We start from the raw sequence: 20058 nt of genomic DNA, 5'->3' as shown, positions 1-20058 counted from the left end.
TCGCCTGGAACAGCAGGGCGATAAAAATTCGTTTCCTTGAGCCTGCAATTGGAACCGAGCGGGAAGGATGGGTGTGGCGGAATGCAGTCTCGCCATGTTGACATTTAGATCACCCCGCATGCTTAGCGGCCATCAACGAGATGGCCGCTAAGACAGCTTCTTCACGCAGACTGACGAACAGACATGATAGATGCGATGCCTTGATGATTCTCAATGATCTTCATCGCGGGGGTCTCAGAAAGCGTTTGGATGCAGGCATGGTGAACTGTAAGTACCGCATCCTGAAGCTTTTGATCATCTTCGAGATCGATGACCTTTATACCTAGAGACTTAGCTTTGGTGCCCGAGATGTGACGATCGTGAGAAAGGGTCAGTGCGTGACTTCCTAGCTCAGCGAGAACCGTATCCGCTAGGCTTTCTGCCTTTGGGTCCCCGATGAACATTCCCTCGGTCAACCACCGCTTGACCATGTCATTGGCCCAGTCGATTGCTTTCTCGCTCTCCCCAATCAGGGTCGGGCTGTACTTAGCAATAATCGGCTGCCATACCGGGATCGTTGAGTTATCAGTACTAATTTCCTGTTTAGCCCGCTCAAATTCTTCGACGATTCCATGCGCAGGCAGGCCTCCAATCTGTGGATCGATTGGACCCAGACTTGAATGCTTGCCCATCACGATCTGATTGGCGGCAAGAGCGATCATCGTTCCCGCGGACATTGCCAACTGCGGAACAATGACGCGAATGTCCGTGAACATCGACTTCAGATAATCGACGAGCGATTCGGTCGCCGCTACATTGCCCCCTGGGGTATGCAACAGAAGATCGAGCCCGTCGCCTCGAGGCAGCTCGTGAACCGTGGCCATGAAACCATTTTTGTCACTGTCGTTGACCTCGAACCCAGGAACACCCTGCTGTGCGAAGAATGATTTCTCCAACCACCCGGAGTAGTACAGAATCGTGTTACGACCCGTGTAATCGGCAAGTTCCTTGAGGTACCTCCTTCTGATCACATCGTGTGTTGTTCCAGCAGCGCTTGTTTCAGTTCGTATGTGAGACCAACTGGGCATTACGCCGCGAACGGATTGGAGGTACTGCTGAATACCACGTCGTATCCACTTGCTCGGGCCGCACCGGCAGGTTCAGCGAAACGAACTCGATCCGCATAGCCGCTAAGCCCCAGTCGTGCGAAGACTCCCTCGATTTCGCGCTGGTCCAGCGCGTACTCTTTGTCGTTTTCCATGCGAATTTCCTCCACAGTTTTCGCTTATACCCCATAATAGCCAAGACCGCAACTTGACGGTAGAGCTGTCAGAAGTCTATAGCAAGTTTGTTCATTGGGAATGATTGGCTAGGTGGGTTACTTGCACCGCGTCTCTTGTGGTACTGCTTCGAAAGTCTGAGCTTGTCGCATGAGGCCCCACTCAGAAGGCCTTCAGTGGGGCCTCATGCGATCACCTAGAGGTGAGGTCAGCCGCCGGGGAAGGTGTGCCAGTCGACATCAGGCCCCCTCATACTCGTACGGATACCAGCGCCGACCCGGTCATCAAAATAGGCGTCGGCCCCGTGGACGCCCACAACAAGCCGCAAAGGACGGTCACGCAGGCCGCCCGTGCCCGCAACCGAAGCCCAACCAGTCGCAACAGACAACAGCGAAGGATTCGTCGCCCTATTCGTACGCGTCACAACGCTCATACAGACGCCCCCCTTCGAATATCCCGGCCGGCAGCACCAATGACCTGGTGCGCCGCGTTAGTAGCGATGCCCCGGAACGTCCCGAGGACTTCGCCGGAGTCCATGACAAGGGTCCCCGTCATCTCCATCGGCCCCGACGCAGTAGCCGGCACACCCAAGATCGAGCTGCCGCCACCAACAGACCGGGACCGCATTACAGCCCCGCCCTCAGCGAACCCCTGCGCACCCGACCTCAACCGTGACCGGAACCCGTACACGGCCGCCTGGCCGCCCATCGCCTGCACCTCACGGGCAGTCAGAACATGCTCACCATTCGACAGGCGAGCCGGGATGCTATCCGACGTACCAGTGCCCGGCCCATACACCGCACCACCGGTCGCCCTCGTCATTCCGCCACGACCACCCGGGCCCTCCGCAATGTGGGACGAGTCATGGATTGACTTCACAATGTTCGTGGTCGTGTTCACGTAGTCGACATCCACCCGCTTGTAAGACGGGATAGCGTTGATGGCGCCCGTAGTTTCCTGCGCCATACGCTTAGCCTCATCCGACATCCACGTATCGATGTTGGCGTTATCCGGGATGCCCAGCACATCGCGCGCCAGCGCATCAGCCGCAGCACCCGTTATGTTCATCCCACCGAGCGCGGTGATGAGAGAGTTGTACGTCCCCCGGAGCTGCGCCTGCAGCTCGGGCTGCCCCATCCCGTCAAGGGCCTTTGCCTCAATCATCGCCATGCCCTGACTAGCCACCGCCTGGAACGCGGCGTTAGCTGCACGGCCCACCTCCGTGGACAGGTTGAAGTCGGACGCGTTCGCATTCAGTACGTCACCCAACGCGATAGTGCCCGCCGCCAACTCGTCAGCCATAGCCTTCGCCGAGTCGATAGCTTCCTCGTAGGAAGCCGTTGCGGAGCGGGCGGACTGGGCCGCCAAGCCCGCATCAAACAGGGCCTGTAGGAACGCGTCGAACGACACCACAGCGCCGTCAGCGGAAACGCCAAGTTCAGCAAGCGCCTCGTTCACAGACTCAGTCAGCTCAGCGGCACCAGCAGCAGCAGTACCAACACCAGTGATCGCCCCGCCCGCAAGATCAGCCGCAGCCGCAGCCGCCTCCATCTTCGCCGGGGTCTCACCCATAGCCCAGTTCAGTCGCTCCTCCTGGGTCAAGGTCACGCCCGCGGCGTTTTCGATCTCCCGGAGCCCGTCGATGTAGCCCGGGAAAGACTCAGCGACTTTGTCCATGCTCTGACCGACTTTCTCACCCTCGGCGACGGCCTGCCGGAAGCCGGTAGCAGCCCCCTCAAGGTTCCCGCTTGTAACGAGATCCTCGAGCGACTGATCGAAGGTCTTGAGCACTTCCTGCGCCAGACCGACTTCGGTGTCGAAGACGCCGAAGCCCGAGCCAACGAAATCTAGGCCTTTGAGGAAACCATTCAGATCAACCGTCTTTAGGGCCGATCCAAGACCATCCACCTTTGTAAGGGAGGATCCGGACACTGTGGCGAGGCGGTTCAATGATGCTGCGCCAGCGTCTGCATCACCACTCAACTGCTGGATAGCCGAACGGAACTCTTCACTCGAACCAATCTCATCCATTCCGGTTCCAGCGAGACGGGAGGCGGCTTCAAGGGCCACTAAAGCGACAGCGGCCATCCCTGCCGCCCTGCCCAGCTTCCCCACCGCCGATGTTGCACCTGGCGTCTGGGTTTTGAGGTCACGGAACGCGCCAACGGTGTCCGCGATGCGGGGAACTACGGTTATGAACGCGCCACCCAGAAGCAGCGCACCGCCGGTGAGCCCTGCAACGGCGGCAACCCCGTTGAGGACCGGTTCTGGAACCTGCCCCACTTTGTCGACTACGTCCTCGAGGTTCTGCACGAGTCCGCGGAGTGCGTCGTTGGCACCGGATCCTGATTTGAGGAATACCGTGTCGAACGATCCCCCGAGCCGTTCGAGGTCGCCGGCGAGGTTGTCAGTGAGTAGCGCAGCGGTTTCGGCGGCATACCCCGAGTCCGAAACGGCGTCTTCCCACTTCTGGACACCTTCGGCCCCGTTTTCGTATAGCACCGCGGCGGCCCTGACTGCATCGGATCCAAAGATGGTCGACATTGCGGCGTTGCGCTGTTCGGTGGTGAGCCCAGACATTGAATCCTTGAGCTGCCCTGCGAACTCTGAGAGCCCCACGAAATTGCCCTGGGAGTCGTAAGCGCTGATCCCGAGCTCAGCCATTGCTGTAGCTGCCTCTTTAGACTGCGGGGTGAGGCGTTGCAGCATTGACTTGAATGAGGTTCCCGAGTCGGCCCCTGTGAGCCCCGCCGAAGCGAACGCAGCGAGTCCACCGGTGGTTTCTTCGATGGTTAGCCCAGCCTGGTCAGCGACTAGCCCAGCCTGCTTCAGCGCCATACCCATATCTTCAACAGACCCTTGAGCCTTACCGGCCCCCGCGGCCAACAGGTCAGCGATGTGGGGGATGTCCTGACCCGACAGCCCGAACTGCGTCATGGCACTACTTGCCAGCTCGGCGGCCTGCCCGACGTCGAGTGCTCCCGCTGCCGCCAGTGCTAGAGCGCCGTCGAGTCCCCCACTGATGATGTCAGCGGTCGAGACTCCGGCTTTCGCCATTTCCTCGATGCCCTTAGCGGCTTCCTCAGCGGAATACGCCGTGTCAGCCCCCGCCTGCACCGCTACGTCTCTCAGGCTCGCCATATCGGCCTCGGTGGCGTGGGTTGCCGCCTGGATCCCGCTGAGGGCTTTGTCGAAGCCGGCATACTTCGTCACCGCCAGTGCAAGCCCGCCGCCGAGAGCCGCGCCCATACCGAGCCCAGCCGCCCCAACCTGCTCGAGCGACTGCCGATTCTTCTGCGCGAACTTCTCAGTCTGCGACCCGAAATCCTGGGCCGCCCTCTGAGCGGTACGCATACCAGCCTGAAATCCGGCTACGTTCACACCTAGCCGGATGCTGATGCTTCTATCGGCCATCTGTTTATCTCCTTAAACGAAAAGTGGCCAGCCATCAAGCCAGCCTTTGGGTGATTCAGGTGTCACAAGCTTTGAACGGGAAGTGTGCAATGGAGGTATTAGCTTGGATGCCATATCTCCACGGCATTTCGATCTACGCGATGATGTGGGACTCTATGTACATGTCGACCGCAACATGTTTCATCGCCATGCCCCTCACCACCAGCGAGGAGGCTGCGAAGCGATACGGTGACCCGCGCCACTTCATTCACGTGCTCGAACAACTTTTCGTCCCAGCAGTTGAGGCGGCGGGCTACCATGCGATCGTCCCGATAATGAAGGGTTCCGACATGATCCAAGCTGAGATCATCAAGAACTTGGAGCGCGCCGACTTAGTCCTGTGTGACGTAAGCGATCAGAACCCCAACGTCTTTTTCGAACTTGGTATTCGGACGGCCCTAGACCGTCCTGTTGCACTGGTCAGCGATGGGCTTACCGGGCTCCCCTTCGACACGAACATGATCAACACGCACTTCTATGACGCTTCCATCGCGTCTTGGATCATCGATGAGCAACGAAATTCGCTTGCGAAGCATGTCAAACACGCCGGTGAAGGACAGGACGGCAAGAATTCGATGTGGTCCTATTTCGGGTTGACTCAGCGGGCGGAGCAGACCCTCCCAACAACTGATCCTATTGCGGCGAGAATGGACCTTCTCATGGCGAAACTCGATAATTTGGGGCTGCCTTCGATAGGTAATCAGGCCGCCAGCGAAAAACTTGCGCCCTGGCCCCAAAATGAAGTGGTTAGAGTCCTCGACGAGATTCAAGTGGCAAGTGATCGAACTGGGGTCGTCATTAAAGTTTTACCAATGGACGGGATTTCATTTCAGGTGACCATGCTTTCCGGTGGACAATCGGAGATTCGGGCTTTCAGCCAGGCCTTGGAAGGCATCGCGGACGAGTACGAAGTGCGAATCATTGCTTTCTACCCCGAAGGAGAACTTGTCATCTTCAGACCACGTTAAGGAAAAAATTCTGTCGGGCTCTGAGTGTAGAGACTCTGCCCATCTCGTTCAGCTATGGCGGACGAGCCCTACTTTCCGCACTCGGCGACTCTCCATCGGTTCAGTTCGATATGCGAGAACATGTGGGAGTGGCGCCCCCTCACGTAGTAGCTCCCCGGACCGAAGGTAATGCCCATCTCCCGAAGGTTCGTTTTGTCGACGTTTGCCCATTTGTTCACCAGCCCCTGGCGTTGCGCCCACGCCACGATGCACCACTGCCGGAGGCCCGGAGGAAGCTTGTAGTAGCTCTCAGGTGCGTCTGGGAGTCCGTGCAATGACAGCCACGCCTCAACTTGTGCCCGGTTATCCCAGAAGCCGCCAGGCACGCACTCCATAAGCAATTCCGGCGGCACACCTCTAGGCGCCTGTTTACCGGCCGCCCGTTGCGCCCTCCTACTGCTCATGCCGCACCACCCAACCAAGGGCCAACATCCCCGCCGGGGTTAGCCCCAACTGCCCCCCAAGGTGCCTCATCTCCTGCGCCTGCCACGCGCTAGCAGTCCCGGCATAGACAGCGACGGCGTGACAGATATAGGCGGCTACTGCGGCGATGTAGGAGTCATCCCATTCATTTGCCTGCGGACTTTTCCACAAATTCCTCCATAAACTGCGTTCTTCCTTCGACCATTCGCGCATTTTTGGCAGGCTGGGAATCTTCAGCTCACAGCCCCCAGCGGGTAGCTCAATCAGCCCGGAACGCGCACCAGTGCCGCGATGCCGCGAGTTCGGCTTAGTCGGGTTCGCCTTCGGTCCAGGCATGTTCTCTCTCTTTCAGTTGGGTCTATCTGCTTGCCAAACATCCGGGCGACCTCACCGGCGGTCTGGTGTCGTCCCCCCTTTGGGTCTGCCCCCTGGGGGTATGACGCTTGGCGTCGAGCGGGCGACACCCTACGGGGTCCCCCAATAGGTGCAGGATGCGTCCCAACAATGGGTTGCAATCAATCGACGAGAGGGAGCAACACAATGAGCGACACACGCGCGAAAGTTCGGATCGTTGGGACGGGGTTGGTAGGTACCCGTGCCGTTGAAACCTACGGCGGGAACACGAAGATGTTCCACACCACTGATGGTTGGAACATTCACTTCGTTCCGGTCTACTTCAGCGAGACACACGAGGTCCGATGGTTCGAGCAGTCAGCAGTCCAGGACATCGGGTGACGCATCGTTGGTGCCCCCGAGTTCAATCCGGGGGCACCAACATTGGGAAAAAAATCACGGGGAGAGATATTGCCTAGCCCCAGAGGTACGGGGCGTTTGCGTGAGAGGGGTATCCCCCCTAGGTATCGGCTTTAGAAGCCGAGTTCTTCGGGCTTCTGAAGGTTGAGAGCGACGCCGCGCTCCCATGACTCCTTGTTCGTGAAGATCCCGTTAGGCGTCTGCAGTGACAGCAGTTCCTTGAGCTGTGCTGCGTACTGTGGGTGGCGCTCGGCGTAGCGGTCGGCCACCTGATTCCAGGAGAGGTCGATGGCCTTCTGCATGAGCGTCTTGACCATGACCGTGTCATTGGCTAGCTCGGCCTGGTCGAGGAGCTGCAGCGCCTTCTCCTGATCGAACTGTCCCAGTTCAGCAACGCGGGTCTGAGCGTCGCGGAAGCTAATGGCAGTCTGCGGGTCGGTTGCCGTGCTGCCGAACAGGTCACGTCGGAGTACATGGGTTCGCAGGTTCTTCGCGTTCTTGAATGAATCCTTGATCGTGCCGATAGCGTTGGAGACGCTCTGGTACTCGGCGGCGATGCGTTCCTTCTTACCCTCGGGGGTGAGGTGTTCGTCGTTTCGGATCTGCTGGAGAGTGTCGACAAACTGCGACTGGATCTGCTGGGCCCGGCGGAGGTCGGCGGTTTCAGTGAGGCTCATGGGTCTGTAGTCCTTAGGTTGGTTTGGGGGTTAGCTTGCTGCTACTGCTGAGATTGCTTCGTCGGTGTGGTAGCCGATGAGCTCGTGGGGCTTGTCCACGTTGTACGTCATCGCCTCACCCAGGAGCCGCGCCATTGACGCGCTGCTGCCGCCTGACGCTTCGAGGTCGGCGAGTTCCTGGAACTTGCTGGTGCTGGCGGGGTACTGATCCGCGTAAGCGTTCACTACGCCGTTCCAACCGTCCTGGAACCCGCGTGCGGCGATGGCCTTAGCGAGCCAGGTATCCCCCGACATCTCAGCCATGCCGAGCAGGCGGGCGGCTTCGTCTTCGTCGGTGATACGTGCAGCCCGGTCCATAGCGTCCCGATAGGCGATGGCCGTATGGCTGTCCGCGGTGCCTGGCATCCCGAACAGTTCCCGGCGGAGGTTCTTGAGGCGGGTTTCCTGTGCAGCGTTCTGCTCTGCCTGCAGGCGCTCGAGCTGGGGTTTGAGTTCGAGGTAGTGGCGGGCGATCTGCTGCGCCTTGCCCTCAGGTGAGAGGGTCCGGTCTGCGCGGATGTTTTCAACCCACTGCTGGTATTCGCCGCGCAGCTTGAGGGCCTTTTCCTGGTGCGCGTTGGTGGGTGCGTTGTTGATTCTCAAGGGACTATCTCCTGTGTTGTGTGCGTTTGATTTGCTGGGATCTGCTTCGTCACGCGTTGGTCTTGTGGTGTTCGATTGCGTCGATGATCTGACTGGCGAGCCGGTATGCCTCATCCTCGGGAATGACATTTCGGACGCAGGTACCGCTGAAAAGCACGACGCCCCGCTCGTATCCCCCGGCCAGATTGGTGAGCAGCGCCGGATCAATCCTGAGCTTCGTGCTATCCATGACGTTCTGCTCGTACATGCTCACTCGTGAGACGAACATGGTCCCTATCCCCTGATTCCGTGCTTGAGGGTTGCTTCCCAGGTCTCGGGGTATTGCGCCCGTATGGAGTTGGCCGCGGTTTTGGCGAGATTGAAAATGATGTTGCCGGCGAGCTGAGCGTTTTTGCTTGCTTCGATTTCCTGAGCGATGCGTTCCCACGCGGCGGTGTTCATCTGCCCGGCCGCGAGGATGAGGCGGAACGTGATTGCGACCTCTGGTGCTGTGTTCACTGTCCACTCTCCTTCGCGACTGCAAGGGCCCGAGCTTTCCAGTAACTGGTCTGGTCGCACTGGTGCAGGTATTTCTCCCGGTAGATGGCGAACTGCACCTCGATGGGCTGTCGCTCAATCTGTCGCTGGGTCCATTCATAAGCCACGGCGGTCACTTCCCTTTTTTCGGTCTGCGTTAGTTGCGGCGGTGTCGCCTGTGCGGTCCTGGTATCGGATCCGCTTATGTCGATCCGACTCAGGCTCGTTGTAGGTGAGCGCTATGAGTCGCTGGTGGTAGCGGAGGGCAAGGTCCTTCCAGAACCGAGCTTGGGTCCGGTGAAAATAGATCAGGTCTTCGAGGGAAGGTTCATCGGCGGAGGCAGAAGTTCCCCCTCGATTAACCCCTTCGTTGCGATCTGCCCCAGTCATGCTGCGTCCCCAGTAAGAGGGGTGTTACTTCTGTCATTTGTGTTGCTTTCGAAGAGTTCAGGCAGGGAAGTAACACTTGTTACAGAAGTAACAGGGGTGTACTGGCCTCGTTTCGGCCGGTCAATCCGCCCGGAGTCATAGGCCCGCTTCAGGTAGGTCCGCACCTGGTTCTCCTCCATGTGCAGCAGTGACGCGAGGTCCCTGGGGGTTAGTCCTTCCGGGTACTTGTTGACCGTGCTGATCAGTTCCGCCATACGGTCCCCGACTCCCGAGATGTTCTGCTGTGTCCCAGCCGCGGCGGCAGCTTCCTCCAAGCTCGACCCATTGAGCTCCCACGTTCCGTTGCCGTCGAGTATCAGCGCGTACTCTCCCTCTCTGGCATCCCGGCTGGTGACTTTGAGGATGGCCCCATGCTCGTTCCGGTCACGGTGCAGGACGGCGATGGTGTCGGCAGCCCCCGCGATCCCCTGGGTTCCACTGACCGCGTCGAGGAAGTCCGTCCCTTCGCTCTTGCGGGTGTGGTGGACCAGAATCAAGCTCGCCCCTGGCACCGCATCAGCGAGACCTTTGAGCGCCCCAGTAACCCGGTAGTCGCGGCTGTACTGGGTTTCATTCCCGAACGCCGGCGGCATAGCTTTGCCGAGGGTGTCGAGAACGACCAGCGGGGCCTGATCCCGGTGTGCCGCCATGAATTCCGAAATGGTCTCGAGCATCCGCCCCTCGGGGACGTTGGTCAGGAAGTGGAGCTGTGCGGGAGGTGGGCCGACGTTGAGTGACAACAGCCGCGACTGCAGTCGTCGGTGCCCGTCCTCAAGCGCGAGGTAGAGGACGGGCCGCTGGTCAACTTTGATGTGACCAAAGGCGTAGGTGCCTGACGCGCAGGCAACACCTAGTCCAAGGACCAGCCACGACTTCCCAATCTTGGGGGCAGCCACGAGGAGCGTAAGCCCCTCCGGGATGACTCCCGGGACGACGTACTCCGTCGGTGGAAAGCGCTGTTGCATCAGCCACTCGGCACTGACCATCCCCTGCAGCATCGTTGGGGCGGAGTGCGGCTCAGAATTGGTCAAGTGTTGTCCCTTCAAGGGTGCTCTGCCACTCGTCGAGGGCGTAGGCATCTTTGGCGGTGATCTGCCAGATCAGGTCACTTCGCATCCACGTGTGGTCGGTCATCGGCCAGGGCGAGTATCGGCCGACCCGGAGGCGAATATGAGCGCCGGGGTTCAGCCTCGACACCTGATCGAAATTGGATCGGTGGAATTTCTGGTAATCGAAGGTCCGCCCGTTGTCTGACGGGTAGTCGGCGAGGTCCAGTTCGAGGACGACTTGAATCATGCCGCACCGCCGGCGGGACGCATCGTGAGCATGTGCTCACACATGGGACACAGGACGAGGACGCCGCGGGTTGCCTGGGTGAGCCGACCGGATCCTCTGGAATACACCTGAACGTGCTCGCCGCACAGGGCTGGGACTCTTACGCCTTCCACAATTGAGCGGGTGATGAGATCCTTACGGATGCGGTGGTTGACGACAGGAAAATCCCCGCTATCGAGTACCGAGATTGAGGACGCGTCAGGTACACTAGTTGTAGAGAACAAGGTGCTATTCCTTCTGTTTGAGACCGGATGAATTCACTTTGGAAGCTTCGATACCTGGTTTGGCGACGGGGTATCGGAGCTTCTTTTTTGTGCCCCACGCAGGGACAGACATGGCTGTGTAAAGCGTTTCCCGGATGTACTTTCAGTCGAGAACCCCCTCGTCTTCGAGCGCTTTCATCAGATCGGCCACTCGGTAGAACTGCACGGTCCCGTCCGCCAAATTGAACGACACGCTCCCCGGAGTTTCGGCGACTATGTCGATAGAGGCGGCGCCGCCGGCGCTCTCCACCATTGCCATCAGGCAGCGCCGGTTTGCTGACGGGTGTGTGCAGATAGCCACTCCAAGACATCAGATTCCAGGTACCGCACTGACTTTCCCCCGAGCTTGACGAAGCGAGGGCCGTTCCCCATGTATCGCATCTGGGCCAACGCGCCTTCACTTGTCCCTAGCCACTTCGCTAGCTCGAGCGGCTTGAGCAACTTGTTTTCTTCCAAGCCCATCCCCTCCTCAATGCTGTGTCATTTTCAACACTATTGTGTCTAAACGAAATAATACTCTTGTGATTGACTTGTGTCAAGTCTCAATGTAATGTGTCAATATGACATCGATTAAGAGCAGTGTGGGCTTCGGAGAGCGACTAAGCAAGTACCGCAAGCTGGCTGGACTCAGTGCCCAGCAGTTGAGCCACCGGACAGGTGGAGAGATTTCACGCTCGGTCATAGCAAACTTTGAAAGCGGTAGGAAGACCGAGGTGAGCGTCGACCAGCTCATTGCCCTCTCCTGGGCGCTGGACATCAATCCCGTCGCATTGGCGATGCCGATACAAGCGCCCTACAAATCACTGGCCCTAGCAGGAGACGATGGGGTTCTACCTACTCACCAAGCTGTCAGGTGGTGGTTGATGGATGATCCGGATCGGGTTTACCGACGCACCGAGGACGATTCACCGAGCATGCTGGTAACACAGCTGATGATCAGCAACATCTGCTTGCTCGACACTCTGACCGACCATCTGCGGCTGGCCAAGCTGCTGATTGAGCAGCGCGGTGGAAGTCCCGAATCCGATGCTTCGGTGGCAGAGATTAGTCAGAAGATCGACGATGCCAAGAAGAAGATGAAGGCGCTTGGCATGGATACGCAATCGCCTGAGGGTGGTAAGTAGATCTTGGCGACGATCGAGTCCTATGAGACGGCCGGCGGTAAGCGCTATCGAGTGCGCTACAGGACGCCGGAACGCAAGCAAACTGATAAGCGCGGGTTCCGGACTAAGCGGGATGCTGAAGCTTTTGCGGCGTCGGTCGAAGTCTCCAAGCTGAAAGGCGAATTCATCGACGTCACGTCTGGGCGGGTGACCATCGCGCAGCTGGGCCCTGAGTGGTTGACCAGGCAAACTCACCTCAAGCCGTCCTCTTACCGTCCGGTGGAAGCCGCTCTTCGAAATCATGTCTTGCCCACTTGGGGAGACCAACCGGTTTCAGAAATTCGCAAGACCGCGGTGCAGCAATGGATTGCTGACCTGACGCGGGGAGACGGCGAGCGCAAGCCGAAGTCGGCGACGGTTGTCATTCGGGCATACGGGGTCCTCGCTGCGGTGCTGGACGATGCTGTCGACGATCGGCGGATCCTGTCCAATCCCGCTCGAGGCGTAGACCTTCCCCGCAAAGGGCGGAAACCCCACGTCTACCTGTCGCACGAGCAGGTGCACGCGCTTGCAGCAGAGGCCAAGTACGGGACGCTTGTGCTTGTTCTGGCCTACTGCGGGCTGCGCTGGGGTGAGGCTGTGGGCCTGCGGGTGCGGCACCTAGACATGCTGAAGCGGCGTATCAACGTCGAGGAGAACGCCGTCGAGGTGGGCGGCCGCGTCGCGGTTGGGACGCCGAAGAACCATAAGCGCCGTGCCGTGCCGTTCCCCCGGTTCCTGGCTGAGCGCCTTGCCGTGCAGTGCGAGGACAAGGGCCGGGACGACCTGGTATTTCCGGGTGAAGACGGCGGCTACCTCCGGTCTACCCGCGTGCAGGAGGACCGCGGAGGGTGGTTCTCAGGCGCCATCCGACGCGCGGGCATACCTCGCATCACTCCGCACGATCTGCGGCACACAGCGGCGAGCTTCGCCGTATCGGCCGGCGCGAATGTGAAGGCGGTACAGCGGATGCTGGGGCACAGTTCCGCGGCCATGACGCTCGACATCTACGCAGACCTGTTCGACGAGGACCTCAACGCCGTTTCCGACGCCCTGGATCACGCTGTTTCGCTGACGAGTGTGGGCAAAATGTGGGCAGGGACCTGACCTGGAGAAAGCGAAAGGCCCGCCCTCCCCTGCTGTTGCAGTGAAGTGCGGGCCTTTCCTTGCTGTGGCAGATGAGGGATTCGAACCCCCGTAGGCTGTGCCAGCTGATTTACAGTCAGCCCCCTTTGGCCGCTCGGGTAATCTGCCGAACGTCTCCAGATGAAGACAACCCGCAGCAAGCGCGGGCAAGACAACTTTACAGAACATCGGCCCCAGAATCGAATCGGCGTCCAGAACGCACAACAAACCGGTGGACGCCGCCGCGGGACGTCGGTACCGCGTCCTCGATGCGCGCACCGGCGGCAGGGCGCGGCCCGCCGCATGCCAGTAGGCTAGAAGCAGGAACGAAACCCAACTTCAAGGAGGCACAGTGGCTAGCGAATCCACGTTCGACGTCGTAAGCAAAGTGGACAAGCAGGAGGTGGCCAACGCCCTGAACCAGGCCCAGAAGGAGATCGCCCAGCGGTACGACTTCAAGGGCGTCGGCGCCGAGGTCGACTTCAGCGGCGAGAAGATCCTCATGAAGGCGAACTCCGAGGAGCGGGTGCTCGCGGTCCTCGACGTCCTGCAGTCCAAGATGATCAAGCGCGGCATTTCCCTGAAGTCCCTGGACACCGGGGAGCCCTACCCCTCCGGCAAGGAGTTCCGGCTGGAGACCTCCATCAAGGAGGGCATCGCGCAGGACATCGCCAAGAAGATCAACAAGCTCATCCGCGACGAAGCACCCAAGGGCGTCAAGTCCCAGATCCAGGGCGACGAGCTCCGGGTCAGCTCCAAGTCCCGCGATGACCTGCAGGCCACCATGGCCCTGCTGAAGAACTTCGACGAGGCGGACCTTCAGTTCGTCAACATGCGCTAAGACGCATACATGAACGTCGGCGGCGGCTCCACCTTCGGGTGGGGCCGCCGTGCTTTATGCGGTCCGGACGGTGGCCGAGGTCGCCGGCGCGGCCGGCTCAGGCTTCGGGGGTGCGCGAGTCGTACCGGGCGAAGCGGGGCTGCCACCGGGCCAGCAGCCCGACCAGGGCGATGCACAGGAGGCCCCCGAGCACCGGCGTCCAGCCCTCCCCCAGCCATTCGGCGCCCCCGCCGGCGACCATGTCGCCCAGGCGCGGGCCGCCCGCGACGACGACGATGAAGACCCCCTGGAGCCGCCCGCGCATCGCATCGGGGGTGGCTGACTGCAGGATGGTGTGGCGGAACACCGAACTGACGGAGTCGGCGATGCCGGCGAGCACGAGGCAGAGCGCGGCGGGGATGATCCACGGGGTGACGGCGCCGCCGGCCCCGGTACCGCTGGTTCCGGCCGCCACCACCACGAGGCCGAAGGCGCTCACCGAGGCACCCCAGCCGACGATGGACCACAGCACGGCCAGGCCCTGGCGGTGGACCCTGCCCAGCGGGCCGGAGAACAGGCCAGCCAGCACCGAACCGAATGCCACCGCCGCGAGCAGGATGCCTACGGTGAATTCCCCGCCGCCGATCAGGACGGCGCCGATGGCCGGCAGCAGCGCCCGCGGCTGGGACAGGATCATGGCGGCGAGGTCGACGAGGAAGGTCATCCGGATGTTGGGGCGGGTGCCGAGGAACCGGAACCCCTCGAGCACGGAGGCGATCCCCGCCCGCCGGGTGGGGCCCTCGGGCGGCAGGGGCGGGAGGCTGAAGACGGCCCACAGCGCCGCGGTGAAGGTGACGGCGTCGATCGTGTAGGTCCAGGCGTAGCCGACCTGCGCCACCAGGACGCCGGCCAGCAGCGGTCCGACGGTGAAGGCCAGCCCGAAGGTGAGCATGCTGAGTGCGTTGGCGGCCGGGAGGAGTTCGGGGCGCACCAGCCGCGGGATGATGGAACTGCGTGTGGGCTGGTTGACGCCGGCCGCACCGCTCTGCACCGCGACGAGGAGGTACAGGAGCCAGACGTTGTCGAGGCCGGCCCAGGCCTGGGCGGCGATGGCGATGGTGGTGAGCCACAGGGCGAGCCCGGAGTACAGTGCCACCGTCCGCCGGTCGTGGGCGTCGGCGATCGCCCCGCCGTACAGCCCGGCCACCACCAGCGGCACGAGCGCGAAGAACCCGAGCAGGCCCACGCTCAGGCTCGAGGAGGTCAGGGCGTAGACCTGCAGGCTGACGGCCACCAGGGTGAGCTGGGTGCCCGTGGCCGAGAGGGTCGTGCCGATGTAGAGCCGGCGGAAGGCCCTGCTCTCCTTCAGTGGCGTGATGTCGGCAAGGAGTCTGGGCACCCCAGAAGTGTAGCCGCCATGTGGTTCGTTACGGCAACTACCACCTGTGGGGACGGCCTGCGGCGGGACTATTCGGCGGCAGCGAGCGCCTCGTCGACGACCTTGAGCACCCGGCGGTCCGCGATCGGGCGGAAGTGGCCCATGGTGTCGAGCCGGATATTCCGCGCGCCCTTGAGAAAACTGCCGCCCGGGATGTGCGGGTCGAAGCGCCCGTAGATCGAGGTGATGCGCGAATTGACCTCGAGGTTGCCGCCGAGCGAGACCAGGGTACGGTTCCGGGGGGCGAAGGCCCGGATGCTCGGCAGGAGGAAGAAGTTCGCATAGATCGACCCGGAAAAGGGCGTGTTGATGGCGACGAGCCGGCTGACCCGGCTCTCCGGCAGGGTCATCAGGTACTTGCCGATCAGCCCGCCCTTGCTGTGGGCGACGACGACGACGTCCTCCAGGCCGCGCTCCTCGAGGTACCCCGCGGCCAGGGCGGCCATCGCCGGCACGCTGCCCCGGTTGTACCCGAGCTTCTCGACGACGTGGACGGGATGCCCGGCCCGGTGCAAGTGGGCGGCGACGGGCCGCAGGAACTGCCAGGGTTCGTAGACACCCGGGATCAGCAGCACCGGCAGCTTCGCCGGTGATCCAGGCTCCGCCGGCGCGGCGTCAAGGTACCGCGCGGGGTCGTCCCGCACGAGGAGTCCGTGGACCTGCCAGAAGCCGACGTACGCATAATCGAGTGTCCAGGCCCATGCCCGCCGCAACAGATCCATTCTTTCACCGTACCTAGCCGGGCCGTGCGGCGGAACGCAAGTTAGACGGACCTTATTATGAATTTCTCAGAACTAGTGGTTGACTCCCTTCATGACCGACACCGCTCCGCATCCCACCGCGCGCGAGGCGCAGTGGTCGCAGGAGCTGCGGGGCCACGGGCGCCGGGTGACCCGGCAGCGCCTCGCCGTCCTCACCGCCGTCGAGCGCTTCCCCCATGCGACCGCCGACGATGCCGCCGCGGCCGTGCGCCAGGAACTGCCGCACATCGCCGTGCAGTCGGTGTACGTCATCCTCGCCGACCTCACGGCCCTGGGCCTGCTGCGCCGCATCGAGACCCCCCACTCCCCCGCCCGATACGAGACCCGCGTCGGTGACAACCACCACCACGCGGTGTGCACGGGCTGCGGACGGATCGAGGACGTGGAGTGCGCCGTCGGCCACTCCCCCTGCCTGACCCCGCAGTGGTCGCCCGGCTCGGCCGGGATGACCATCCAGATCGCCGACGTCCTCTACCAGGGGCTGTGCGGCGACTGCCGCGCCCCCGCCGCCGGCCCAACGATTTACCCCAGCAGCACCACAGAAACAGGAGCACAGTGAACGCCAATTTCAGCACTACGCAGTCCGGGGCGCCCGTCGTCGACGACAGCAACTCGTCAGCGATCGGCCGCGACGGAGCGATCCCGCTGACCGACCACTACCTGATCGAGAAGCTTGCCCAGTTCAACCGGGAGCGGATCCCCGAGCGCGTCGTCCACGCCAAGGGCGGTGGAGCCTTCGGTGTCTTCGAAACCACCGAAGACGTCAGCATGTACACCAAGGCGGCCCTCTTCCAGACCGGCGCCGTCACCGAGACGCTGCTGCGCTTCTCCTCCGTCGCCGGCGAGCAGGGCTCCCCCGACACCTGGCGCGACCCCCGCGGCTTCGCCCTGAAGTTCTACACCTCCGAGGGCAACTACGACCTCGTGGGCAACAACACCCCCGTCTTCTTCATCCGCGACGGCATCAAGTTCCCCGACTTCATCCACTCGCAGAAGCGCCTGCCCGGCACCAACCTGCGCGATGCGGACATGCAGTGGGACTTCTGGACGCTCAGCCCCGAATCGGCGCACCAGGTGACGTGGCTGATGGGCGACCGCGGCCTGCCCGCCTCGTGGCGCACCATGAACGGCTATGGCTCCCACACCTACATGTGGATCAACGAGGCCGGCGAGAAGTTCTGGGTCAAGTACCACTTCAAGTCCAACCAGGGCCACGAGACCCTCACGGTCGACCAGGCCGAGGCGCTGGCCGGCTCCGACGCCGACCACCACCTGCGCGACCTCTCCGAGAACATCGCCAAGGGCAACCACCCGAGCTGGGACCTCAAGGTCCAGGTCATGCCCTACGACGACGCCAAGGACTACCGGTTCAACCCGTTCGACCTCACCAAGGTCTGGCCGCACGCGGACTACCCGCTGATCCCGGTCGGGAAGCTGACCCTGAACCGCAACCCGGAGAACTACTTCGCGCAGATCGAGCAGGCCACCTTCGCGCCGTCGAACTTCGTGCCCGGCATCGCCGCCAGCCCCGACCGCATGCTGCAGGCGCGCATCTTCTCCTACGCCGATGCGCACCGCTACCGCGTGGGCACCAACCACGCGCAGCTGCCGGTGAACATGCCCAAGAGCGAGGTGCGCAGCTACTCGAAGGACGGCGCGGGCCGGTACCACTTCAACTCCGCCTCCACCCCGGTGTACGCGCCGAACTCGGTGGGCGGCCCGGCGGCCGACCCGGCCCTGTACGGCCCGCACGGCGGCTGGGAGAACGACGGCGACCTGGTGCGCGCAGCCCACACGCTGCACGCCGAGGACGACGACTTCGGCCAGGCCGGCACGCTCTACCGCGAGGTCTTCGACGACGCGGCCCGGGCCCGGTTCCTGGAGACGATCACCGGTGCCGTCGGCGGCGTCGTGAGCGCCGAGATCCGCGAGCGGGCCATCCAGTACTGGACCAATGTGGACGCCGACCTGGGCGCCAAGCTGCGCGCCAACCTCGGCGCCGGTGAGACCCCGGCGTCGGAGTCGGAAGCGGCCCTGTACTAGGAGCCCCTTTCGCGCCGTACGCGCCAGAAAACGACGAACGCACCCGGTTTTCCGGGTGCGTTCGTCGTTTTGGGGTGTCTTTGTCCTCAACGGAGGCGCCAGCGCGTCCTAGGGGGCCGCTCCGGGGCCGTCGGCATTCCCGGGGAGCGATCCACAGGTCCGCGGCGCCGCAGTGCGGCTAGGGCACACGAAAACGACGGGCGCACCGGATATTTCCGGTGCACCCGTCGCTTTGGGGTGCGTTCGTCGTGAACGGAGGCGTCAGCGCGTCCCGGCGCCGATCATCTCGTCCGCGTCCGGGTCGGGCTGTCCCGCACCGTCCTTCGCGTTCAGGCGCGAGTTGCGGTAGCCGTAGGCGAAGTAGATGGCGAACCCGGCGACCAGCCATGCGGCGAAGAACACCCAGGTGATGGTGGCGAGGTTGAGCATCAGGTAGATGCACAGCAGCGCGGACAGGATCGGGATGATCTTGCCGAACGGCACCCGGAAGGACGGGCGCAGGTCGGGGCGCTTGCGCCGCAGCACCAGGATGCCGACGCTGACCATGATGAAGGCCGACAGCGTGCCGATGTTGATCATCTCGGCGAGGATCTCGACCTGGGTGAAGCCGGCGAGCAGGGCGACGACGACGCCGCACAGGATCTGCGTGCGGGCCGGGGTACCGCGCTTGTCGGAGGTGCGGCTCAGGAAGCGGGGCATGAGCCCGTCACGGCTGAGGGCGAAGACCACGCGGGCCAGGCCCATGAGGAGCACCATGATGACCGTCGTCAGGCCGATGAGGCTGCCGATGGAGATGACCCCGGCGGCCCAGTCGGCGCCGACGAGCTGGAAGGCCGTGGCCAGGGACGGGGCCCCGGAGGCGCCGAGCTCGGTGTGGGAGACCATGCCGGTGACCACGAGGGTCACGAGGATGTAGAGCACGGTGACGACGGCGAGGCCGGCGAAGATGCCGCGGGGCAGGGTCCGGCTCGGGTTCTTGACTTCTTCGGCCGAGGTCGCGACGACGTCGAAGCCGATGAAGGCGAAGAAGACGAGGGCTGCGCCGGAGATGATGCCGGTGAAGCCGAACGCCGACGGGGTGGCGCCCGAGAGGAAGGACAGGAAGGGCTGGTCGGCCCATTCGGCCCCGGTGTCGGCCGGCGGCTGGGATTCCGGCACGAACGGCGTGTAGTTCTCGGGGCTGACGTAGAAGAAGCCCACGACGATCACGAAGAGCACGATCGCGATCTTGATGACGGTGAAGACACTGTTCACGCGGGCCGAGAGCTTGGTGCCCAGCACGAGCACGGCGGTGAAGATGGCCACGATGAGCAGCGGGCCCCAGTACAGGGGCAGCCCGAAGAAGCTGATCTCCGACGGGACGTCAAGGTTGAGCACCGCGAACAGGTCGCTGAGGTAGATGCCCCAGAACTTCGCGATGACGGCCGCGGCCATGAGGAGCTCGAGGATGAGGTTCCAGCCGATGACCCAGGCGACGAGTTCGCCCATGGTGGCGTAGGTGAAGACATAGGCGCTGCCTGCGACGGGAATGGCCGTGGCGAATTCGGCGTAGCACATGATGGCCAGCGCACAGGTGATCGCGGCGAGCACGAAGGAGATGGTGACGGCCGGGCCGGCGTTGAACGCCGCCGCCTGGGCACCGACGGAGAAGATCCCCGCACCCACGGCCACGGCGATGCCCATGATCATGAGGTCCCACGTGTTCAGGGAGCGCTTGAGCCGGCGCCCCTTTTCATCGGAGTCTGCTATCGACTGCTCAATCGACTTTGTGCGCAATAGGTTCAATGGCCTGCATCTTTCAACAAGGGGGCGGCAGTCAAGGGAAAACTGCCCACACAAGCGTATTGAGGTCCAGCCGCTGGGACGGAATCCGTCCACATACTGAGATAGTTGTTGATGGCCACTATGTGGTCCCTAAGGGTGCGCCACGGAGACCGTCCGCGAGCCAGAAAGCGACCACCACACGCGAAAA

Annotated in this window: 23 protein-coding genes and 1 tRNA gene; 7 read left to right on the top strand and 17 right to left on the bottom strand. The window is 62.3% G+C overall.

Annotated elements, in window-relative coordinates; translation table 11 throughout:
• Positions 1 to 161: 161 nt before the first annotated feature.
• From ACX80W_RS01775 to ACX80W_RS01765, 3 genes are all read right to left on the bottom strand, one after another.
• Positions 162 to 935: an SDH family Clp fold serine proteinase gene (locus tag ACX80W_RS01775; protein WP_459279872.1), complete on the bottom strand. Its 774-nt coding sequence runs from the start codon at positions 933 to 935 to the stop codon at positions 162 to 164.
• A 131-nt stretch (positions 936 to 1066) separates the two neighbouring features.
• Positions 1067 to 1240: a hypothetical protein gene (locus ACX80W_RS01770; protein ID WP_459279870.1), complete on the bottom strand. Its 174-nt coding sequence runs from the start codon at positions 1238 to 1240 to the stop codon at positions 1067 to 1069.
• Between the two features lie 448 nt (positions 1241 to 1688).
• The gene (locus tag ACX80W_RS01765; protein ID WP_459279868.1) at positions 1689 to 4673 is read right to left on the bottom strand and encodes a phage tail tape measure protein; all 2985 of its coding nucleotides are present in this window, start codon (positions 4671 to 4673) and stop codon (positions 1689 to 1691) included.
• A gap of 89 nt (positions 4674 to 4762) precedes the next feature.
• Here ACX80W_RS01765 and ACX80W_RS01760 point away from each other — a divergent pair, with 89 nt between their 5' ends.
• Entirely contained in the window at positions 4763 to 5680 is a 918-nt protein-coding gene (locus ACX80W_RS01760; RefSeq protein ID WP_459279866.1) for a hypothetical protein, read from the top strand.
• 432 nt (positions 5681 to 6112) lie between these two features.
• Here the strand turns inward: ACX80W_RS01760 and ACX80W_RS01755 are convergent, their stop codons facing one another.
• On the bottom strand, positions 6113 to 6478 hold the full coding sequence (locus ACX80W_RS01755; RefSeq protein WP_459279864.1) for a phage terminase small subunit: 366 nt from the start codon (positions 6476 to 6478) through the stop codon (positions 6113 to 6115).
• A gap of 204 nt (positions 6479 to 6682) precedes the next feature.
• Here ACX80W_RS01755 and ACX80W_RS01750 point away from each other — a divergent pair, with 204 nt between their 5' ends.
• A complete protein-coding gene (locus ACX80W_RS01750) occupies positions 6683 to 6877 on the top strand; it encodes a hypothetical protein (RefSeq protein ID WP_459279862.1) in 195 nt (64 codons plus the stop codon).
• A 131-nt stretch (positions 6878 to 7008) separates the two neighbouring features.
• Here the strand turns inward: ACX80W_RS01750 and ACX80W_RS01745 are convergent, their stop codons facing one another.
• From ACX80W_RS01745 to ACX80W_RS16365, 9 genes are all read right to left on the bottom strand, one after another.
• The gene (locus ACX80W_RS01745; RefSeq protein ID WP_459279860.1) at positions 7009 to 7572 is read right to left on the bottom strand and encodes a hypothetical protein; all 564 of its coding nucleotides are present in this window, start codon (positions 7570 to 7572) and stop codon (positions 7009 to 7011) included.
• Positions 7573 to 7602: 30 nt separating this feature from the next.
• Positions 7603 to 8214: a hypothetical protein gene (locus tag ACX80W_RS01740; RefSeq protein ID WP_459279858.1), complete on the bottom strand. Its 612-nt coding sequence runs from the start codon at positions 8212 to 8214 to the stop codon at positions 7603 to 7605.
• Between the two features lie 49 nt (positions 8215 to 8263).
• The gene (locus tag ACX80W_RS01735; protein ID WP_459279856.1) at positions 8264 to 8482 is read right to left on the bottom strand and encodes a hypothetical protein; all 219 of its coding nucleotides are present in this window, start codon (positions 8480 to 8482) and stop codon (positions 8264 to 8266) included.
• 5 nt (positions 8483 to 8487) lie between these two features.
• On the bottom strand, positions 8488 to 8712 hold the full coding sequence (locus ACX80W_RS01730; protein WP_459279855.1) for a hypothetical protein: 225 nt from the start codon (positions 8710 to 8712) through the stop codon (positions 8488 to 8490).
• A 404-nt stretch (positions 8713 to 9116) separates the two neighbouring features.
• Positions 9117 to 10190, bottom strand: a complete 1074-nt coding sequence (locus ACX80W_RS01725) for an AAA family ATPase (RefSeq protein ID WP_459279854.1) — start codon at positions 10188 to 10190, stop codon at positions 9117 to 9119.
• Positions 10177 to 10455, bottom strand: a complete 279-nt coding sequence (locus tag ACX80W_RS01720) for a hypothetical protein (protein WP_459279852.1) — start codon at positions 10453 to 10455, stop codon at positions 10177 to 10179. The genes ACX80W_RS01725 and ACX80W_RS01720 overlap by 14 nt, the downstream gene beginning before the upstream one ends.
• On the bottom strand, positions 10452 to 10718 hold the full coding sequence (locus ACX80W_RS01715) for a DUF3039 domain-containing protein (RefSeq protein ID WP_459279850.1): 267 nt from the start codon (positions 10716 to 10718) through the stop codon (positions 10452 to 10454). The genes ACX80W_RS01720 and ACX80W_RS01715 overlap by 4 nt, the downstream gene beginning before the upstream one ends.
• A gap of 142 nt (positions 10719 to 10860) precedes the next feature.
• Positions 10861 to 11010: a hypothetical protein gene (locus ACX80W_RS01710; RefSeq protein ID WP_459279848.1), complete on the bottom strand. Its 150-nt coding sequence runs from the start codon at positions 11008 to 11010 to the stop codon at positions 10861 to 10863.
• Between the two features lie 5 nt (positions 11011 to 11015).
• Positions 11016 to 11219 (bottom strand): helix-turn-helix transcriptional regulator, encoded by a 204-nt coding sequence (locus ACX80W_RS16365; protein WP_525929882.1) that lies wholly within the window; start codon positions 11217 to 11219, stop codon positions 11016 to 11018.
• 98 nt (positions 11220 to 11317) lie between these two features.
• Here ACX80W_RS16365 and ACX80W_RS01705 point away from each other — a divergent pair, with 98 nt between their 5' ends.
• Positions 11318 to 11881: a helix-turn-helix domain-containing protein gene (locus tag ACX80W_RS01705; protein WP_459279846.1), complete on the top strand. Its 564-nt coding sequence runs from the start codon at positions 11318 to 11320 to the stop codon at positions 11879 to 11881.
• Positions 11882 to 11884: 3 nt separating this feature from the next.
• Positions 11885 to 13006 (top strand): site-specific integrase, encoded by a 1122-nt coding sequence (locus tag ACX80W_RS01700; RefSeq protein ID WP_459279845.1) that lies wholly within the window; start codon positions 11885 to 11887, stop codon positions 13004 to 13006.
• A 65-nt stretch (positions 13007 to 13071) separates the two neighbouring features.
• Here ACX80W_RS01700 and ACX80W_RS01695 read toward each other — a convergent pair.
• Positions 13072 to 13153, bottom strand: a tRNA-Tyr gene (locus ACX80W_RS01695).
• 223 nt (positions 13154 to 13376) lie between these two features.
• On the opposite strand from ACX80W_RS01695, the gene ACX80W_RS01690 reads away from it, so the two are divergent.
• The gene (locus ACX80W_RS01690; RefSeq protein WP_120164599.1) at positions 13377 to 13865 is read left to right on the top strand and encodes a YajQ family cyclic di-GMP-binding protein; all 489 of its coding nucleotides are present in this window, start codon (positions 13377 to 13379) and stop codon (positions 13863 to 13865) included.
• Positions 13866 to 13962: 97 nt separating this feature from the next.
• Here ACX80W_RS01690 and ACX80W_RS01685 read toward each other — a convergent pair whose 3' ends face one another.
• Positions 13963 to 15243, bottom strand: a complete 1281-nt coding sequence (locus ACX80W_RS01685) for an MFS transporter (protein ID WP_459279843.1) — start codon at positions 15241 to 15243, stop codon at positions 13963 to 13965.
• 68 nt (positions 15244 to 15311) lie between these two features.
• Positions 15312 to 16004, bottom strand: coding sequence for an esterase/lipase family protein (locus ACX80W_RS01680; RefSeq protein ID WP_459279841.1), 693 nt, complete (start codon positions 16002 to 16004; stop codon positions 15312 to 15314).
• Positions 16005 to 16095: 91 nt separating this feature from the next.
• Here ACX80W_RS01680 and ACX80W_RS01675 point away from each other — a divergent pair, with 91 nt between their 5' ends.
• Together ACX80W_RS01675 and ACX80W_RS01670 are read left to right on the top strand one after the other, a co-directional pair.
• Positions 16096 to 16602, top strand: a complete 507-nt coding sequence (locus ACX80W_RS01675) for a Fur family transcriptional regulator (protein WP_459279839.1) — start codon at positions 16096 to 16098, stop codon at positions 16600 to 16602.
• Positions 16599 to 18086, top strand: coding sequence for a catalase (locus ACX80W_RS01670; protein ID WP_459279838.1), 1488 nt, complete (start codon positions 16599 to 16601; stop codon positions 18084 to 18086). Before ACX80W_RS01675 ends, ACX80W_RS01670 begins: the two co-directional genes overlap by 4 nt.
• A 261-nt stretch (positions 18087 to 18347) precedes the next feature.
• Here ACX80W_RS01670 and ACX80W_RS01665 read toward each other — a convergent pair whose 3' ends face one another.
• Positions 18348 to 19871: an APC family permease gene (locus ACX80W_RS01665; RefSeq protein ID WP_459279836.1), complete on the bottom strand. Its 1524-nt coding sequence runs from the start codon at positions 19869 to 19871 to the stop codon at positions 18348 to 18350.
• Between the last annotated feature and the right edge of the window lie 187 nt (positions 19872 to 20058).

The organism is Arthrobacter melezitosi (genome assembly GCF_054511055.1).
The sequence above is the reverse complement of the archived record's forward strand: the minus strand, read 5'-3'. Positions and strand labels throughout refer to the sequence as shown.

Excerpts from the sequence above, each read along its gene's own strand:
- ACX80W_RS01720 (WP_459279852.1), bottom strand. The coding sequence starts at position 10,455 with ATGATTCAAGTCGTCCTCGAACTGGACCTCGCCGACTACCCGTCAGAC.
- ACX80W_RS01735 (WP_459279856.1), bottom strand. The coding sequence starts at position 8,482 with ATGTTCGTCTCACGAGTGAGCATGTACGAGCAGAACGTCATGGATAGC.
- ACX80W_RS01760 (WP_459279866.1), top strand. The coding sequence starts at position 4,763 with ATGGAGGTATTAGCTTGGATGCCATATCTCCACGGCATTTCGATCTAC.
- ACX80W_RS01770 (WP_459279870.1), bottom strand. The coding sequence starts at position 1,240 with ATGGAAAACGACAAAGAGTACGCGCTGGACCAGCGCGAAATCGAGGGA.
- ACX80W_RS01745 (WP_459279860.1), bottom strand. The coding sequence starts at position 7,572 with ATGAGCCTCACTGAAACCGCCGACCTCCGCCGGGCCCAGCAGATCCAG.
- ACX80W_RS01765 (WP_459279868.1), bottom strand. The coding sequence starts at position 4,673 with ATGGCCGATAGAAGCATCAGCATCCGGCTAGGTGTGAACGTAGCCGGA.
- ACX80W_RS01710 (WP_459279848.1), bottom strand. The coding sequence starts at position 11,010 with ATGGTGGAGAGCGCCGGCGGCGCCGCCTCTATCGACATAGTCGCCGAA.
- ACX80W_RS01750 (WP_459279862.1), top strand. The coding sequence starts at position 6,683 with ATGAGCGACACACGCGCGAAAGTTCGGATCGTTGGGACGGGGTTGGTA.
- ACX80W_RS16365 (WP_525929882.1), bottom strand. The coding sequence starts at position 11,219 with ATGGGCTTGGAAGAAAACAAGTTGCTCAAGCCGCTCGAGCTAGCGAAG.
- ACX80W_RS01680 (WP_459279841.1), bottom strand. The coding sequence starts at position 16,004 with ATGGATCTGTTGCGGCGGGCATGGGCCTGGACACTCGATTATGCGTAC.
- ACX80W_RS01755 (WP_459279864.1), bottom strand. The coding sequence starts at position 6,478 with ATGCCTGGACCGAAGGCGAACCCGACTAAGCCGAACTCGCGGCATCGC.
- ACX80W_RS01675 (WP_459279839.1), top strand. The coding sequence starts at position 16,096 with ATGACCGACACCGCTCCGCATCCCACCGCGCGCGAGGCGCAGTGGTCG.
- ACX80W_RS01705 (WP_459279846.1), top strand. The coding sequence starts at position 11,318 with ATGACATCGATTAAGAGCAGTGTGGGCTTCGGAGAGCGACTAAGCAAG.